The sequence below is a fragment of the Burkholderia sp. D-99 genome (genome assembly GCF_011605345.1).
In the GTDB taxonomy this organism is placed as follows: domain Bacteria; phylum Pseudomonadota; class Gammaproteobacteria; order Burkholderiales; family Burkholderiaceae; genus Burkholderia.
In genome coordinates, this window is the sequence record NZ_JAAOXM010000001.1 from 1,469,134 (window position 1) to 1,486,689 (window position 17,556).

Sequence of the window (17,556 nt, forward strand, 5' to 3'; positions counted from 1 at the left end):
GCGCTCCCTCTTACAGCACCTTGGCTTCGGTCTTCAGCTTCTCGACCAGCGTCTTCACGTCCGGCACCTTCACGCCGGCTGCACGCTTCGGCGGCTCGACGACCTTCAGCGTCTTCAGACGCGGCGCGACATCCACGCCGAGGTCTTCCGGCTTCACGGTTTCCAGCGGCTTCTTCTTCGCCTTCATGATGTTCGGCAGCGTCACGTAGCGCGGCTCGTTCAGGCGCAGGTCCGTGGTGATCACGGCCGGCAGCGACAGCGACAGCGTTTCCGCACCGCCGTCGACTTCACGTGCAACCGTTGCCTTGCCGTCGGCCACCGTCACCTTCGACGCGAACGTCGCTTGCGGCAGGCCTGCCAGCGCGGCCAGCATCTGGCCCGTCTGGTTAGAATCGTCATCGATCGCCTGCTTGCCGAGGATCACCAGTTGCGGCTGTTCCTTGTCGACCAGCGCCTTCAGGATCTTCGCGACGGCCAGCGGCTCGACGCTGTCGTTCGATTCGACGAGGATCGCGCGATCCGCGCCAATCGCCAGCGCCGTACGCAGCGTTTCCTGCACTTGCGTGACACCCACCGACACGGCGATCACTTCGGTCGCCACGCCCGCTTCCTTCAACCGCACGGCTTCTTCAACGGCGATTTCGTCGAACGGGTTCATCGACATCTTCACGTTCGCGATGTCGACACCCGTGTTGTCCGACTTCACGCGGACCTTCACGTTGTAATCGACCACTCTTTTCACTGGCACCAGGATTTTCATCTCGCTTCCTCACTCAACCGTATAGCTATCCACTGCCCTGCATCACGCATCGAATACAAGCCGAAACGTCACGCCCTATCCAGCCGCAAGCGGTAAAAAGCGCGGTGCGCCGCAAACCTGGACGCCTCCGTCAGCTTGAACCTCGTATATCCCGCGTGCCACGTTGTGCGGATGGATCGCCGCTTCCGCAACGCTCAACACTGGGGCAAAGCAAACATCGCTGCCTTCGAGCCGCGCGCACCAGTGTGCGCGCGGCTCGCTCGCAAACAGCGTCGTGAATCGGGCTTTCAACTCCGGCCAGCGCGTCACGTCGTACTGTGCAGCGGGATCGACATCGGTCAGGCCTAGTTTGCCGAGCAGCAATGCGTAGAACTGCGGCTCGAGCGCCCCAAGGGTCACGGCGCCCCCATCGGCGCAGAGATAAACGTCGTAGAACGGCGAATCGTGGAACGGGCTCGGTCGCGCACTATCCAGCTGTCCGCTCGCTCGCACCCACTGGGCGATCGATCCAAGCATTGCCAAGATGTCAACGATGGCGCCGTCCACGACGCGCCCCTGACCACTGTTGCGCGCGTCAAGAAGTGCGCACGCCATCCCGAAGGCAAGCCCCAGCGCACCCGTTGCGTCTCCGACAACAGTCGGTGGCACGATCGGTCGCTCCCCACGATGGGCCGACAGCGACAACAGGCCGGTCAGCGCCACGTAGTTTAGATCGTGGCCGGCAGCCTGGGCCAGCGGTCCTTGCTGCCCCCACCCGGTCATCCGGCCGTAGACAAGCCGCGGATTGAGCGCGGCACAATCAGCCGGCCCGAGGCCCAGCTTCTCCATCACACCCGGGCGATTGCCTTCGATCAGCGCATCGGCGTTCATCAGCAATGCCAATGCCTTCGACATCCCGTCCGGTTGCTTGAGATCGATCCCCACGACCGTCTTGCCACGCCGAAGCGGATTTTCGGACGCGCCGGCCAGACGCTCGCTCACCACGTTTTTTTGCGGCCGGGCGATGACCGTCACCTCCGCGCCCATGTCGGCCAGCATGCGGCCAGCCAACGGACCCGGGCCGATTCCTTCAAATTCGACGATTCGTACACCCGCCAGCGGGCGGCTCACTTGTGCTGCATCCATTCGATCCACTCTTTCGTGATTTCGTCACCTCGGCACGCAAGCCCTTCCGCCGCGAAATACGTGAATCGACGCGTGCCGATTCCGGTCCACAAGGAAGCCGTCCTGCGTTGCGCCATTCCCGGGTGACGGAGACCATCTCCATCCCCCGGCATCGCCAACGAAAAAATTATTTCGGCTGCAGCCTGATACCGGCATCGATACGGATGCATTCGCCGTTGACGTAATCGTTCTCGACGATGAACCGGGCCATGTGCGCGACTTCGTCCGGTCGACCGAGTCGCTGCGGATAAAGCGGGCTCTCGGAAAGCGCACGCACAGCCTCCGCCGGCAGCGAATCGAACATCGGCGTATGGATGAGCCCAGGCACGATCGTGTTCACACGAATCCCGTAGCGCGCCAGATCGCGGGCGATCGGCAGAGTCATCGACACCACCCCGCCTTTCGAAGCGCTGTATGCGGCCTGGCCCATCTGCCCTTCGTAGGCCGCAATCGACGCTGTATTGATGATCACGCCGCGATCGCCGCTGATGGCGTCCGGCTCGTTCCGTGCCATCTGCGTTGCGGCAAGGCGCAATACGTTGAAGGTACCGACTAGGTTCACGTCGATCACCTTCTTGAAATCGGCCAGCGGGAACGGCCCTTCCTTGCCGATCGTCTTGATCGCATTGGCAATGCCGGCGAAGTTGCAGCATACGTGGATGGCGTCAAACTTCTCGGTCACACGGTCGATGGCTGCCTGGACCGACTGTTCGTCGGACACATTGGTCCGCACATACACGCAGAGCTCGCCCAGCTCCGTCGCGAGCGCCTCGCCGCGCGCGTCGTTGAGATCGAGCACCGCAACCGCTGCTCCTTGGGCCGCAAAGCCACGCACCGTAGCTTCGCCGAGACCGGATGCACCACCGGTTACGATCACTACCTTGCCTGCGATATTCATGATTTGATACTCTTCGAAAAAATTCACCAACCGAAAAGCACTTCCGGCCGACAACCCGTGAATGACAATAGGAAGGATGCGGAAGATCACCAGATCGACTCGCATCATCGATGCCGCCCGCGCAATACACGCCGATGCCGGCGTCGACGCTAGTCGAGAATGGCCCGGGCGATGATTTCCTTCATGATCTCGGAGGTTCCTGCGAGGATGCGGTGGATCCGCTCATCCTGATAGAGCCGGCAGATCTCGTACTCCTCCATGTAACCCGCCCCGCCGTGCAGCTGCACGCCCTCATCGACCATGCGGCCGTTCAGCTCGCTCGTGAACAGCTTGGCTCGAGCAGCATCCACTGCACTAAGCTTTCCTTCGTTGTGTACGTCGACACAGCGGTCGACATAGACTTGCGCCATCTCGATTTCGGCGTCCAGTGCCGCGAGCTTGAAACGCGTGTTCTGCATTTTTGAAAGAGGCTTGCCGAATACTAGCCGCTGCTTGACGAAATCCTTCGTGATCTCCAGTGCCAGACGCGCGGCAGCGACGTTACCGACTGCAGCAATCAGCCGTTCCTCCGCGAGGCCCTGCATTAGATGGTAGAAGCCGCGATTGACTTCGCCGAGCACGTTCGACTTGGGAATCTTGACGTCGCGAAAGAACAGCTCGGCCGTGTCCTGCGACTTCAGCCCCATCTTCTTCAGGTTCCGGCCGCGCTCGAAACCTTCCATACCGCGCTCGACCAGGAACAGCGTGATGCCGTGCGGATTGTCGACGTGCGTACGGGCCGCGACGATGACGAGGTCCGCATTGATGCCGTTCGAGATGTACGTCTTCGAACCATTCAATATCCAGTGGTCCCCCTGCTCCACCGCGCGCGATTTCATCCCGGCCAGGTCGGATCCAGCATCGGGCTCGGTCATCGCGATCGCGAGAATCGTTTCGCCGCTGATCATGCCGGGCAGGAAGCGCTGCTTCTGTTCTTCCGTGCCGAAATGTTGGATGTACGGCCCGACGAGACGGCTGTGCAGCGTGATGAAATACCCCGGATCGCCATGGAAGGTGTTCGCCTCGATCAGGATCTGCTCATAGCGAAAATCCTTCAGACCCAGGCCGCCGTACCGCTCATCGGCCCACATGCACAGGAATCCGGTATTGCCCGCTTTCAGGAAAGCCTCGCGGTCTACGATATTCGCGTCGCGCCAACGTTCCCGATGTGGCCGGATCTCCCGCTGGAAGAAGCGGCATGCCGAATCGCGGAACAACTCCATTTCGGCGCTCAAGGGACGAGCTTCCATCACTATGTCTCCAGATATGTGCGCCCACCGGACGCTGAATACGCATGCCCTGCGCACGGATCGCACCGTTCGGCCGCATAGCGTCCGAACGGCCTGGTGAATGGCACGATCTTGCGCAGGGCACGAGCCACGTCGCGATCAGACAGCGTCGTTGGTCGAATAGAACGCGGTGTTTTGCTCGCCGCGAGCGAGGAGCCAGGCGGATGGCTTGAAGCGCTTGCCGTGTTTTTCCGCCAGCTGTTCGCATTCGGCGATGAACCGGCGAATCCCGATCGTGTCGATATAGGACAACGCACCGCCGGTCCACGCCGGATAGCCGATGCCGAGAATGGAGCCGAGATCCGCGTCCACCGGCGTCGTCAACACACCCTCCTCCAGGCAGCGTGCGGTTTCCATCGCCATGACGTTCAGGAACCGTTGCTTCAACTCCTCGATGTCCGGTTGCTGCTGCGCGAGCGGGAACAGTTCCTTGAGGCCGGGCCAAAGTCGCTTGGGCGCGTTTTCGGGGTAGTCATAGAAACCGCCGCCGAATCGACGTCCGGGCCTCTTGATCTCGTCGACCATGAGATCGGCCACCTTGCTGCCGACCACGCCGCGATACTGCTCAGCCACGCCATCGGCATCCTGCTGGCGATAGACGCTTTGCTGCAACGTCAACGTCACCTCGTCGGATACGGCGAGCGGACCGACGGGAAAGCCGGCCAGCTTGGCCGCGCTCTCGATCAGCACGGGGGCGACGCCGTCGAGCAGCATCTGCTGCCCTTCCTGGGTAAAAGTGCCGAACACCCGGCTCGTGAAGAAGCCCGGCGAATCGTGGACGATGATCGGCGTCTTGCCGATTTGCCCGATGTAGTCGAGCGTGCGCGCCACCGTTTCCCGACTGGTTTGTTCACCGAGGATGATTTCCACCAGCGGCATCTTTTCCACCGGAGAAAAGAAGTGAATGCCGATGAATTGCTCCGGTCGCACTGACGCACGTGCGAGACCGGTAATCGGCAAGGTCGACGTGTTTGAACCGAATACGGCGGAGGCCGGAATGATCGCCTCGGTCTTGCGCGTGATGTCGGCCTTCAGCTCGCGCTTTTCGAATACGGCTTCGATCACGAAATCGCAACCGTCGAGATCCGCGTAATCCGCGGTCGGACGGATACGCGCGAGCAATGCATCGAGTTTTTCCTGGGTAATCTTGCCCTTGGCGAGGTCCTTGGCGCGCAATGCAGCGATGGCGGCCTTGCCTTTCTCTGCCTGTTCCAGCGTGGCATCGAGCAGGACGACCTCGATACCCGCCTGCGCGCTGACGTGCGCTATGCCTGCGCCCATCATACCCGCGCCCAGCACGCCGAGCTTGCTCACCTTCGACTTGGCCACATCCTGCGGGCGTGCCGCCAGCTTGTTCGCAGCGCCCTGGTTGATGAACAGCGTGCGCGTCAGGTTACGGGCAACCGGGTCGGCCAGCAGCTTGCCGAAATACTTGGTTTCGATGCGCAAGCCGACATCGATGGTCACTTGCGTGCCTTCATAGACGCACGACAGGATCGCCAGCGGCGCCGGGTAGTTGCCGTTCGTGTTCGCGGCGGTCAGCGCCGTGCCGGCGACGAACGTCTGTGCGGCGTGCGAGGCGAGCGGCCCAGCACCGCCGGGGATCCGGTACCCCTTGGTGTCCCACGGTTGTTCGGCGCGCGGGGATTCCAGCAACCAGCGGCGCGCCTCGCGAACCAGTCCGGCTGCCGGGACCACTGCGTGAACGATGCCCAGCTTGAGTGCTTCTGCCGCCTTCACATGTTTCCCCTGCAGCAACAGAGGCAACGCAGCAGGAATGCCGATCAGGCGCGGCAGGCGCTGCGTGCCGCCCGCGCCCGGCAACAACCCGACCTTGACTTCAGGTAGCCCGACCACGGCTTTCGGATCGTCGCTCAGCACGCGATAATGACACGCGAGGCACAGTTCCAGGCCACCGCCCAGCGCCGTGCCGTTGATCGCGGCAGCCACCGGCTTGCCGCACGTTTCCAGACTGCGAAACAGTCGCGACAGCACGCGCGCCTGTTCGGCGCCCTGCGCCGGCGTAATGCCCGAATCGTAAAACGTGACCAGGTCCTTCAGGTCGGCGCCAGCGATGAAGCCGCTGGTCTTGCCCGACGTGATGATTGTGCCCTTGATGGCGTCGTCGCCCTTGATCCGCTCGACCGCCGCGGTGAGATCGCGGGTCAGTTCCGGCGTGATGACGTTCATCGGACGTTGCGGTACGTCGATGGTGAGCAGCGCGATGCCGTCCTGGTCCAGGTCGAATTTCAGTGTCGTCATGATGTCTCTCGTGGTATCCAGGTGGCGTTACACGCGTTCGATGATGGTGGCCGTGCCCATGCCGGCGCCGACGCACAGCGTGCACAGCGCGGTGGACTTGCCGGTACGCTCGAGTTCGTCGAGCGCCGTGCCGACGATGATCGAGCCGGTCGCGCCGAGCGGGTGGCCGAGCGCAATCGCACCGCCGTTGACGTTGACCTTGTCGTGAGGCACGTTCAGGGCACGCATGAAGCGCATGACCACGGCGGCAAATGCCTCGTTTACCTCGAACAGATCGATGTCGCCGACCTGCATGCCTGCCAGCTTCAATACCTTCTCGGTCACATAGGCCGGGCCGGTCAACATGATGCACGGCTCCGAACCGATCGACGTGAAAGCACGCACGCGTGCACGCGGCTTCAGGCCGTTCCGTTCGCCGAATTCCTTGCTGCCGATCAGGACCGCGCACGCGCCGTCGACGATGCCGCTAGAATTGCCACCGGTATGAACGTGGTTGATCGCCTCGACCTGCGGATAACGCTGCATGGCGATCGCATCGAAGCCGGCCTGGAGCCCGAGTTGCTCGAACGAGGGCTTGAGCTTGCCGAGATCTTCCAGCGACGTGCCGGGGCGCACATGCTCGTCACGCGCCAGGACGATCTCGCCGATCACGTCGCGCACCGGCACGATCGATTTCCCGAAGCGTCCTTCCTGCCAGGCCAGTGCCGCGCGGCGCTGGCTCTCGACGGCATACGCATCCACATCCGTGCGCGAATATCCATCGAGCGTCGCGATCAGATCAGCACTCACACCCTGCGGCACGAAATGAACGAGCGGGGCAAACGCCGGATCGGCCGGCCACGCACCGCCATCGGAACCCATCGCAACGCGCGACATCGATTCGACGCCGCCGGCCACCACGGCAGGCGACTGGCCGGACATCACCTTGGCCGTCGCCATGTTGAAGGCTTCGAGGCCCGACGCGCAGAAGCGGTTGACCTGGACGCCGGGCACGCCTTCGTCATAGCCGGCGTTCAGCGCGGCCGAGCGCGGCAGCACGGCGCCTTGCTCCCCGATCGGAGAAACCAGGCCCATGATGACGTCGTCGACCCAGCGCGTATCGAGCGCGCTGCGCTCGCGCAGGGCCTGAAGCACCTGCGTGCCCAGCTGCAGCGGCGTGATTTCGTGCAGGGCGCCCTCGGGACGTCCTTTTCCGCGCGGCGTGCGGACGTGGTCATAAATGAAAGCTTCGGTCATGACATGCTCACTTGAGGTTGATGTATTCCACGGTTGCCCGAAACCTTCGCCGTTACGTGCGGACGAAGGAAGCTGACGCGGCGTATTGCGGAGCACGACGTTCCAGGTTCGCGCGAACCGTCTCCATCTGCTCGAAACTGCCGAGGAGTCGATCCTGTTCCTGCGACTCGGCCAACAGCAACGGCGCCGGGTCGCCAGGAAAGGAGCGATTGAGTAATCGTTTTGCACTGCGTATCGCCTGCGGGCTGCGTTGTGCAATTTCAAACGCAAGGCGGCGGGCCTCATCCAGCGGTGCCTCGCTGACACGGGTCGCGAGCCCCAGAGCGACGGCTTCCTCGCCCGACACGACGCGGCCGGTGTAGACAAGTTCCCGCATTACGTCGGCCCGTACGACCTGCGGCATGAGCACGAACCCGGCCATGTCCGGGACGATCCCCCATTGGATTTCCATCACGCTGAGCCGCGCGGCGGGACTGACCAGCCGCACATCCGCGCCGAGCGCGAGTTGTAGGCCGCCGCCGAATGCGACGCCGTGCACCGCGGCGACGACCGGAACGGGGAGATTGCGCCACGCCATGACGGCCTGCTGATAGAGGTTGGCAATGCCGTGCGTGCGCGTAGCCAGTGGATCGCGTCCCTCCGTTGCCTCGCTGCCCGCATTAAAATTCGACAGATCGAGACCTGCGCAGAACGCCCGCCCCGCGCCATGCAGGACGACGGCGCGAACGTTGGAATCGCGATCGAGGCGATCAGCGGCAGCGACGAGTTCCTCGAAGCTCTCCGGTACTAGCGCATTGAGCTTGTCGGGACGATCGAGGCGAACTTCGGCGACACCGTCCGCGCTCAGCGCGACGGCGACATGGGAATTCATGGCCTGTCTCCTTGGCGGCGGCTTCGGTACTTCGAGCGCCACCCGTCATTTCTGTTGATCCGCTCGGCGGCGGACTGCGGCTCGTGACGCACCAATTGCGCCGTACGCTTGCCACGACCGAGCAATCGATGGCAAAACTCGCCAACCCTTCATTGAAAACTCACGCTACCCGGCGCCTTCCATTGATGACTCGAAATCGCTTCGGCTCCGCAATTCACCGAAGCATTCTCCTTCAGCGGCCGGTGAAATGTGATAGTGTGAGTTGCCAATCTTGTTGCAAAAATCGCCATGCCCACGAAGTCCAGCTCGATTACCATTCCGATGCGCTACGTCCGCGACCTGGTCGATGTGGCGCTCGCGCATGGCCTTGATGGCAACGAAATGCTGGCCCGCGTGTCGATCGAGAAGGGTCTGCTCGACATTCCCAGTGCCCGGGTCAGCCTGAAGCAGTTTTCCCGGCTCTACACCGAGCTGGTCGGCGCGCTCGAGGACGAGGCCCTGGGGCTTCACGGCGGACCGATACGCCCGGGTTCCGTCGAAGTGCTGTGCAGGATCGGCATGACCGCGCCTACCCTGCGGGACTGCCTCCCCGTTCTTGCCCGGGGGGCCAATGCGTTGATCGGCGGGTTCAAGGTGGAATGCGTTGTTGCCATCGACGAGCTGCAGATCGTGTTCCATGAACGTCAGCCGATCGTCGACAACCGACCGCTCGCCTACGAGATCATCATTCCGACGATCTATGCGGTCCTCTCCTGGCTCGTCGGGCAGCGCTTGCCGCTCGTCCATGCCGACTTCCCGTTCGCGGCGCCCAGCCACCTGTTTGAGTTGCGGACCCTGATGGGCGGTGAACTCCGATTCGATCAGCCGTTCGCGGCGCTGCGATTCCCGAAGCACGCCAATGACCTTCGAATCGTCCGCCGATCGGAAGACATCCAGCGGGTCGTGCGTCGCGCACCGGCCAGTTTCATCGAGGCACTGCTGGTGCAGAACACGCTGATATTCGAAGTGCGGCGCGTGCTGCAGCAGGCCCTGCCGTCCATCCTGACGTTGAACGAAGTCGCGGATCGCCTGGTGATGTCGCCGCGCACGCTGCTGCGCAAACTGGACGCCGCCAACGCCAGCTTTCAGGCCATCAAGGACGATCTGCGCCGCGACGTCGCGCTGCACTTGCTGATGCGGGAGCCAACGCCGCTGAAGGAAATCGCGACACGCCTCGGATTCTCGGATCAATCGACGTTTCAACGCGCGTTTGCGAAGTGGACGGGCGTTCCGCCGGGAGAGTACCGAAAGCGGACCTGGACGCCGGGATGACTCGACCACCCGACATCCTGGGCATCTGCACCGCACGGTGCGAAAGCAACTAACTCGCACGGCGCTCGCGCACCGCGTGCACCGGTATCGCCGCGATCATCAGGATTGCGCTCAGGACCAGGAGCACCGCAATCACTCCGAGGCCGTACTGAAAGCTGCCGGTCCTCAACTTGATCACGCCGATCATCCAGGGTGCGAAAGCAGCACCCAGTTGACTTACGCTCGAGATCAACGCGATCCCGACGGCGGCCGACGATCTCGACAGCATCACGGTGGGAACGGACCAGAACAGCGGCGTGATCGCAGCCATCCCCATGTACGCCACGCAAAGCGAGATGAGCGCCATGACGAGACTGCCGTTGGAAAACGTGAGTGCGAAGAAGCCTCCTGCAGCGACGAGCGCGCCGCACGCGAAATGCCACCGCCGCTCCAGTTTCCGGTCCGACCGACGCCCCCACCCGATCATTGCGACCGCCCCCAGACAGTTCGGGATGACCGCGTATAGGCCGACATGCAAGATGTCCTTGACCCCGAAACTCTTCACGATCAGCGGGAACCAGAATGTCAGGGAATAGCCGCCGGCCATCACGGCAAAATTGATCGCCACCAGCACGTAAATGCGCGGATTCCGGAAGACCCCCCCGGCCCAACTGCTTCGCGCCGGCTCCCCATGCAGTTTCTTGTCGTTGTCGACCTGACGGATGAGAAACGCCTTTTCGTCGGTCGTCAGCCAGTTTGCGTCCGCCGGCTTGTCCGTCAGATAGAAAAAGGCAGCCACGGCTATCACGGAACTGGGCAGACCTTCCAGCAGGAACATCCATTGCCACCCTCGGAAACCGAGTGCGTCGTGCAATCCGGTCATGATCGCCGTCGACGACGGGCCGGCCACCACGCCGGACACGACGAGCGACGTCATCAGCACCGCCACGACCGACGACCGGCGCGCCGACGGATACCAGTAAGTGAGGTAGAGGATGACGCCGGGAAAAAATCCTGCCTCGAATACCCCCAGCAGGAAGCGCACTACATAGAACTCCGTCGGGGTCCGCACGAATGCCATCGTCGCTGACACCAGCCCCCACATGAACATGATGCGAGCGATGGTCTTGCGCGCGCCGTAGCGCTCCAGCATCAGATTGCTGGGCACTTCGAAAAGCAGGTATCCGATGAAGAAGATGCCGGCGCCCAAACCATATATCGCTTCATTGATGTCTAGGTCCTGCCGCATCTGCAATTGCGCGTACCCGATGTTGATCCGGTCCATGAACGAGAGCGCATAACAGAGAAATAGGAAGGGAATCAGGCGCCAGCTCACCTTGCGATAAATGGCGTCGGCCCTGCTTGCCTCGTCATCCTGTTGCTGAATCGAATTCGAAACCAAACCTGTCTCCATGATTTTTCCTTTGTCGTCTCTGGTCGTCGACCGGTGTGGCCGCACCAGGAATTCACGTGTCTCTTGCAGGGCACCCCCCGCCGCCATCCAGTCAGAACATGTATTCGCCGCCGTTCACGTGGATCGCCTGACCGGTCACGAAATCGCCACTGGCGGATGCCAGATACAAGCAGGCCTCGGCGATGTCCCTCGGTTCGCCGGGATGCTTGATCGCCAGCATCTCCATCACCCGCTCGATATTGACGTGCTTGTATTGTTCGAGGTCGCGCGTGGTTTGAATTGCGCCCGGCACGACCGTGTTGCAGGTGATGTTGTCGACGCCGGCCTCGCGCGCAATGGCCTTCGTCAATCCATGCATGCCGGCCTTCGCCGCGACGTTCGCCGCCCGCTGCGGAAAATGGCCGGTAAACCCGTCGTAGCCGGATATGTTGATGATTCGGCCCCAGCGGCGGCGGCGCATGCGCGGTACCACGTAATGCGCCATGTAGAAGGCGGAACTAAGGTTGCTAGCAAGCGTCGCGCTCCACGCTTCGACCGTGATGTCGTCGAATTTCATACGCAGCCGGCGGCCGACGTTGTTGACGGCGATATCGATCGCGCCGAACGCGCGCTCCCCGGCATCGAGCAAGGACTCGACCTGTTCCGGATCGGAAACGTCGGCCATCACGCCGATTGCATGGCCGCCGTGCGCGCGTATGCCCGCGACGACTTCATCGACATTGCTCGCGTTGCTCAAGCCGTTGACGACGACATTCGCGCCCTCCTCCGCGAACAGCTCCGCAATCGCGCGACCAATGTTCTGACCGGCACCGGTGATGACGGCAGTTTTGCCTGCAAGACGACCCATACCTGCTCCGTGGGATGATTGACGGTTTGCCACGCTCACCCGCGCGGCCCCGATCACGATTTCGGAACTCGATCCCGGTGCGAAGGCCGTCGTCGCGACGAACCGTATGCGATCGACATCGAACTCGCTCCTGACGCCCCGAGCGCCGGTGTCTGCATGTGCCGCGACGGCCATCCGCAGGACCGCGCCCACCAATCCCACTTTACGTACGCCCTCGCTACATCACCCCTCCCGGCATGGGAGGGCATGGCGCACTGCGCCTGCTCCATGCGTATCCCTCCCGAACCGGGAGGGTGGCCGGTTTCGTCCCGGCCGCACCATCGTCTCGAGCGACCTGGATCCCACTGGACTTGATTTCGACGAACACGCAACTGTGCATCGGGCAGACGCCTCGAACCGGAGCATCACCGTGACTGAACGTATCCACCGCCGCCGCCGTTGCCAGTTGCCGGTACCCGCGTCCTCGGTCGGCAGGATCGAGCACGCGCTCAGCCTGGGCGCGGACCATGTGTTCCTGGATCTGGAGGATTCGGTCGCCCCGACCATGAAGTTCGAGGCCCGCCGCAACGTCATCACGGCATTCAACGAGATGGACTGGGGACGTACCGTGCGCTGCTTCCGCATGAACGGGCTCGATCGCGCATGGGCGTATCAGGACCTGATCACCGTCGTCGAGGCCGCGGGACGGAACATCGATACGCTGATGATTCCCGGTGTGAAACATGTGCGCGACCTGCATTTTGTCGACACGTTTCTCACGCAGATCGAGCAGAAGATCGACACCCGTCGAAAAATCGGCCTCGAACTGCTGATCGAGGACGCGCAAGGCATTGCCAACGTCACGGCGCTCGCGCTGGCAAGCCCGCGTGTGGAGGCGCTCATCTTCGGCGCCACGAAATACGCACGAACGCCGGACGCCGGGTTTCGCGAGTGTGCCGGCGAACCGCACGCCTATCCAGGCGATATCTGGCACCACCAGCGCAGCGCGATCGCGAACGCCGCGCGGGTGGCCGGAGCCGATTATGTCGATGGCCCTTGCACGTCGCTCACCAACCCGGACGCCTACGACCGCGAATGCCGGATGGTCAGGGCGTTGGGTGCGGTGGGGAAATGGGTCGAACATCCGTCGCAGATTCCAATCGCCATCAATGCGTTTTCACCATCCCGGCAGGAAATCGCCGACGCGCTCCGCTATCTCGCCGAACTCGATGTGGTGAAGACGCGCGGAATCGGCACTGTCACGGCGATCGACGGACGCCTGCTCGATATCGCCACCGTGCCGCTTCTCGAGGCAATCGTCGCACAGGCGGAATTCTTCGGTCTTGAAATTCCCGAGGCGGCTTGCCAGCCTGCAACGCGTCCGCCGTCCGCCCGGTAACGAACGCGCGTGTCCGTCAGGCTCAATCGCTTCATGATGAAGCGGCCGTGCAGCAAAATCCGCCCGCGCCGTTCATGATGCGCACGTCCGACGCCACTTCGTATCTCGCGACGCCCGCGAACACACGCGCCATGGCTGCCGCATCGGGTATCCTCCGATGGAAATTTTGAATGCTTTTGGTAAACAATCGCAGATGGCCAGCCGCATCAGCTGTGCTTTCTCCGCCACCGCCCAGGTAGTCCGCCCGCCCGTTCGCGGCGTGCATTCAATCACTCGGCATGTTCCGAACTCTATGAGCACGATGCAAGATAGCGCTCCCCTTATCGTCAAAACGAAGCTCGCGCCTCCACGCATCGTCAGCTTGCCGCAACGCAGGGACGAGCTACTGGCCAGCATGCAGGAGCGCAAGGACCGCCGACTGACGACGATCGTCGGCCCGGCCGGATGCGGCAAAACCACGTTCGCGGCCATCTGGCGAAAAGAGCTCGTTACCGAGGGCGAAACCGTCTGCTGGTACAACCTTAGTCGCGACGATACCGACCTCACGCAGTTCTTCGCGTACCTCGTCGCCGCGCTGAAACCCCTGGCCCCGGAAATCGGCGAAGCCGCGCTTCGTCTGTACAACCACTCGGGCGGTACATCCGCGCCGGCCTTCCTCGCCAGCCTCGTCAATGATCTGTTTGAGCACGAGCGGCCGATATACCTGTTCCTCGAGGACTTCCATTACGTGGTCGACAGCGATGTTCCGGCAGTGATGCAGCAACTGCTGGAACTCGCCCCTGCCAATCTGCATCTCGTCATCACGTCACGCGTGCGTCCGGCGCTGGATTACGTCAAGCTGCGCGTGCAGGACGAGCTGAACGAATTGAGCTTTTCGGACCTGCGCTTCTCGTTGAAGGAATCCAGCGACTTCCTGCGTAGCCAGGGCCTGAGCGCACTCGGTCCTTCGCAGCTTCATCGCTTGCACGTGATCGCCGACGGCTGGCCCGCCGGGCTGCAGCTGCTCGCGTATTCGCTGAAGCGGACCAAGGATCCGGCGGCCTACATCGACCGGCTCAAGGGCGCTCTGACCCCTGACAAGGAAGCCAGCCTGAGCCAGTACCTCAACGACGTGATCACACCGCTGCTGAGCGAAGACGAACTCGACTTCCTCGTACGCATTTCCGCATGCCGGCGCTTCAACGGCGAACTGTGCGCGCTGATATCGGGCCATCCCGACGCGGTGAAGCTGCTTGAACGGTTCGAATCCGACGGACTTTTCATCCTCGCGATCGATTCCGATGACGAACAGCAGTGGTACCGGCTGCACAAGACGTTCTCGAAATTCCTGAACAACCATCTGCTGCGCCTGCCGGCCGACGAACTGCAACGCATCAACCGGCTCGCCAGCAACTGGTTCTCCGCGCGTGGCTTGCGCATAGAAGCGATCCGCCACGCAATCTATGCCGGCGACGTCGCGTCCTATGTCGAACTGATCGAGCGCTCCGCGCGAGCGATGACGGGCCGCGGCCAGTTCATCCAGTTGCTCAACTGGTATGCGCAGATTCCGAAGGACGTCGCGCGCGAACGGCTCGAGCTGTTGCTATGCGTCGCGTGGGCCCAGATCGTCTGCGGCAGATACGAAAGCTATCAGCAGAGCGTCGCGGCCATCGAGCGAATCCCGGAATCGGGCGACGCGGCCGTCGTATTCGAACGGGTGCTGCTAAGAGCCCTGTTCCTGCTGAAGCAAGACGATACCCGCGCAGCGCTCGACCTCCTGGAACCCTATATCGAAAATCCTCCGGCCGCGAGCCGGTTTGCGCTGCATCTGCTGTTTCTCCTGTCCGGCCTGGCGCTGGTCTACGCCAATCAGTTCGAACGCACACGAGATATCGCGCAGCGTTGCCGCAGCCTCGTCTACCATGACGCGCCGAACGTGAAGGCTCCCAATCTGGACGCCGGCGTCGGCCTGAGTTACCTGCTGCAGGGCGATATACGGCAAGCCAAAGCCGTGCTCTTCGAGGCCTTCCATCATGCCGCGGACAGCGCACGCGTCGGTACGGACCCGGCGGTCTATCTCGCCAGCTATCTCGCAGAGGCACACTATCAACTCGACGAGTTGGAAGATGCCGAGGCGCTCGTCGCCGAATACGCGCCGTTGGTCGATATCGTCGGATTATCCGACGGAATGCTCTTCGCCCATCGAACGCAGGCGCGCCTGCACGAATCGCGCAGTGACACCGATGGCGCGCTGTGCATCGTCAAACACGTCGAACGTATGGGCATGGAGCTCGGACTCGACCGGCTCATTTGCTGGAGCCTGCAGGAGCAGGTGAGATTGCAGATTCGTCGCGGTCAGCAACCTGCCGCCGGAGAGGCGTTGCGTCGACTCGCCCACATCGCGAATCGATACGCCGACTACCGGAACTGCGCATTTGCCGAGATCCCGCTGTACTGGACGGCAGCCCGGGTCGAGTTGATGGCCGTGCAGGGAGATCCCGAGCACGCGCTCGACCTGCTTGCATCGCTGATCGGCGAGTACGAGGCGCGCGGTCAGATGCTGATCGTCGCGAGCTTGCGCACGCGCCAGGCCTGCATCGAGTTCGATCGACACAACGAAGCCGGCGCTATAGCCGCCATGCGTGCGGGACTTGCACTCGCGACGTTCTATGGCGCACGACGCGTGCTGCTGGACCACGGGCCTGCGGTCGCGACGCTGCTGCAACGCCTGTTGCACGAAGACGGCACGCTGTCGGGAGCCGAGCGTCAATTCGCCGAGGCCGCCATCACGCGCTTTATCGGCCGGACCGCCACCGTTGCCGCACCGCATTCGAATGCCGGAAGCGCAAGAGCGGAAGACACAGCCTCGCTGTCGGCCAAGGAGCTGGAGATCGTCGATCTGCTCGCCAAGGCATTCTCGAACAAGAGCATCGGTCGGGCGCTCAACATTTCGGCCGGGACGGTCAAATGGCATCTCAAGAATATCTACGCCAAACTCAACGCCGTGTCTCGCGAAGATGCCGTCGTAAAGGCGCGCAACAACAAGCTGATCGGCTGACCTGACGCACTGCGCGACTGGCCTCGCCACCGCTTCGACGAATCCCGCGGCGCAGCGGACGTCGGCACACCAGCGGCCGCACTTGCTATGGGCAGCTTGCCGGACGGAATACAAGATTGGCGCGAATTGCGAATGTATTGGCGCATTCCGATGATGATCGATCGAGTCGTCATCGTTAATTTTCAGGTCGGGGCAACACTCACCGAGAGATAACGATGATCGATGGAAGCAGAAAGACAGCGCTCGTAACCGGGGCATCTTCGGGCATGGGCAAGGAAATCGCCAAGCAACTGATCCGGGACGGCTTCACGGTCTACGTCGCCGCGCGCAACTTGGACAAGATGCACGACCTCGCCCTCCTCGGTGCGACGCCGCTGCGGATGGACATTTCTCGCGACGAAGAGATCGTGGCGGTCATCGACCGGATTCTCGCGGATGCCGGCGGCATCGACGTGCTGGTCAACAATGCCGGCTTCGGGCTTTACGGCCCAGTCGAGGAGATCGACATCGACGCGGCGCGGTACCAGTTCGAAGTGAATGTATTCGGCCTCGCCCGCTTGACCCAACTCCTCTTGCCCGCCATGCGCGACAGGGGAACTGGCACGATCGTCAACATCACGTCGATGGGCGGCAAGATGTATACGCTGCTCGGCGCGTGGTATCACGCAACCAAGCATGCACTCGAGGGCTGGTCCGATTGCCTGCGCCTCGAACTCGCGCCATTCGGCATCCGCGTCGTGATCGTCGAGCCCGGTGTCATCGAAACCGGATTCGGCGACGTGGTCGACAACGGTCTGCACGCACAATCGGACGGCGGAGCGTACGGTGTCCTCAAGCGAGGCGTTGTCAAATCGATGCGCGACTCCTACGGCAAAGGTCGCGGCTCCGATCCGCGCGTCATCGCGCGGGTTGTGTCGCGGGCCGTTCATGCGCAAAGGCCGCGCACGCGCTATGTCGCGGGAAAATACGCGAAATTGATGATCTGCCTGCGCGCACGGCTCGGCGACCGGATGTTCGATCGCATCATCATGAGCATGATGCGTTAGGTCGCTTGCGACCGACGCGCCGGGT

Annotated in this window: 13 protein-coding genes; 4 read left to right on the forward strand and 9 right to left on the reverse strand. The window is 62.5% G+C overall.

The annotated features are described in order from the left end of the window. Positions 1 to 10: 10 nt before the first annotated feature. The 7 genes from HAV18_RS06415 to HAV18_RS06445 form a co-directional block, all read right to left on the reverse strand. Positions 11 to 760, reverse strand: coding sequence for an electron transfer flavoprotein subunit beta/FixA family protein (locus tag HAV18_RS06415; protein WP_166953854.1), 750 nt, complete (start codon positions 758 to 760; stop codon positions 11 to 13). A 75-nt stretch (positions 761 to 835) separates the two neighbouring features. Then, on the reverse strand, positions 836 to 1,885 hold the full coding sequence (locus HAV18_RS06420; RefSeq protein ID WP_166953855.1) for a CaiB/BaiF CoA-transferase family protein: 1,050 nt from the start codon (positions 1,883 to 1,885) through the stop codon (positions 836 to 838). Between the two features lie 166 nt (positions 1,886 to 2,051). Beyond that, the gene (locus tag HAV18_RS06425; protein ID WP_166954175.1) at positions 2,052 to 2,822 is read right to left on the reverse strand and encodes an SDR family oxidoreductase; all 771 of its coding nucleotides are present in this window, start codon (positions 2,820 to 2,822) and stop codon (positions 2,052 to 2,054) included. Positions 2,823 to 2,971: 149 nt separating this feature from the next. Beyond that, a complete protein-coding gene (locus HAV18_RS06430; RefSeq protein WP_166953857.1) occupies positions 2,972 to 4,111 on the reverse strand; it encodes an acyl-CoA dehydrogenase family protein in 1,140 nt (379 codons plus the stop codon). 138 nt (positions 4,112 to 4,249) lie between these two features. Next, positions 4,250 to 6,412: a 3-hydroxyacyl-CoA dehydrogenase NAD-binding domain-containing protein gene (locus tag HAV18_RS06435; RefSeq protein WP_166953859.1), complete on the reverse strand. Its 2,163-nt coding sequence runs from the start codon at positions 6,410 to 6,412 to the stop codon at positions 4,250 to 4,252. Positions 6,413 to 6,439: 27 nt separating this feature from the next. Beyond that, positions 6,440 to 7,648 carry an acetyl-CoA C-acetyltransferase gene (locus HAV18_RS06440; protein WP_166954177.1) on the reverse strand — a complete coding sequence of 403 codons (1,209 nt, stop codon included), beginning with the start codon at positions 7,646 to 7,648 and terminating at the stop codon, positions 6,440 to 6,442. A gap of 52 nt (positions 7,649 to 7,700) precedes the next feature. Further along, positions 7,701 to 8,519, reverse strand: coding sequence for a crotonase/enoyl-CoA hydratase family protein (locus HAV18_RS06445; RefSeq protein WP_166953861.1), 819 nt, complete (start codon positions 8,517 to 8,519; stop codon positions 7,701 to 7,703). Between the two features lie 288 nt (positions 8,520 to 8,807). Between HAV18_RS06445 and HAV18_RS06450 the strand changes: the two genes are divergently transcribed. After that, on the forward strand, positions 8,808 to 9,830 hold the full coding sequence (locus HAV18_RS06450; RefSeq protein ID WP_166953863.1) for an AraC family transcriptional regulator: 1,023 nt from the start codon (positions 8,808 to 8,810) through the stop codon (positions 9,828 to 9,830). 49 nt (positions 9,831 to 9,879) lie between these two features. Here HAV18_RS06450 and HAV18_RS06455 read toward each other — a convergent pair whose 3' ends face one another. Both HAV18_RS06455 and HAV18_RS06460 read right to left on the reverse strand, forming a co-directional pair. Continuing rightward, positions 9,880 to 11,223 (reverse strand): MFS transporter, encoded by a 1,344-nt coding sequence (locus tag HAV18_RS06455; protein ID WP_166953864.1) that lies wholly within the window; start codon positions 11,221 to 11,223, stop codon positions 9,880 to 9,882. A 91-nt stretch (positions 11,224 to 11,314) separates the two neighbouring features. Further along, positions 11,315 to 12,070, reverse strand: coding sequence for an SDR family NAD(P)-dependent oxidoreductase (locus HAV18_RS06460; RefSeq protein ID WP_166953866.1), 756 nt, complete (start codon positions 12,068 to 12,070; stop codon positions 11,315 to 11,317). Between the two features lie 409 nt (positions 12,071 to 12,479). On the opposite strand from HAV18_RS06460, the gene HAV18_RS06465 reads away from it, so the two are divergent. The 3 genes from HAV18_RS06465 to HAV18_RS06475 all read left to right on the forward strand — a co-directional run bounded on the left by HAV18_RS06465 (position 12,480) and on the right by HAV18_RS06475 (position 17,531). Further along, positions 12,480 to 13,448, forward strand: a complete 969-nt coding sequence (locus tag HAV18_RS06465; protein WP_166953868.1) for a CoA ester lyase — start codon at positions 12,480 to 12,482, stop codon at positions 13,446 to 13,448. 157 nt (positions 13,449 to 13,605) lie between these two features. Next, positions 13,606 to 16,485, forward strand: coding sequence for a LuxR C-terminal-related transcriptional regulator (locus HAV18_RS06470; RefSeq protein WP_166953870.1), 2,880 nt, complete (start codon positions 13,606 to 13,608; stop codon positions 16,483 to 16,485). Between the two features lie 215 nt (positions 16,486 to 16,700). Beyond that, positions 16,701 to 17,531, forward strand: coding sequence for an oxidoreductase (locus tag HAV18_RS06475; protein ID WP_166953872.1), 831 nt, complete (start codon positions 16,701 to 16,703; stop codon positions 17,529 to 17,531). The last annotated feature ends 25 nt before the right edge of the window (positions 17,532 to 17,556 follow it).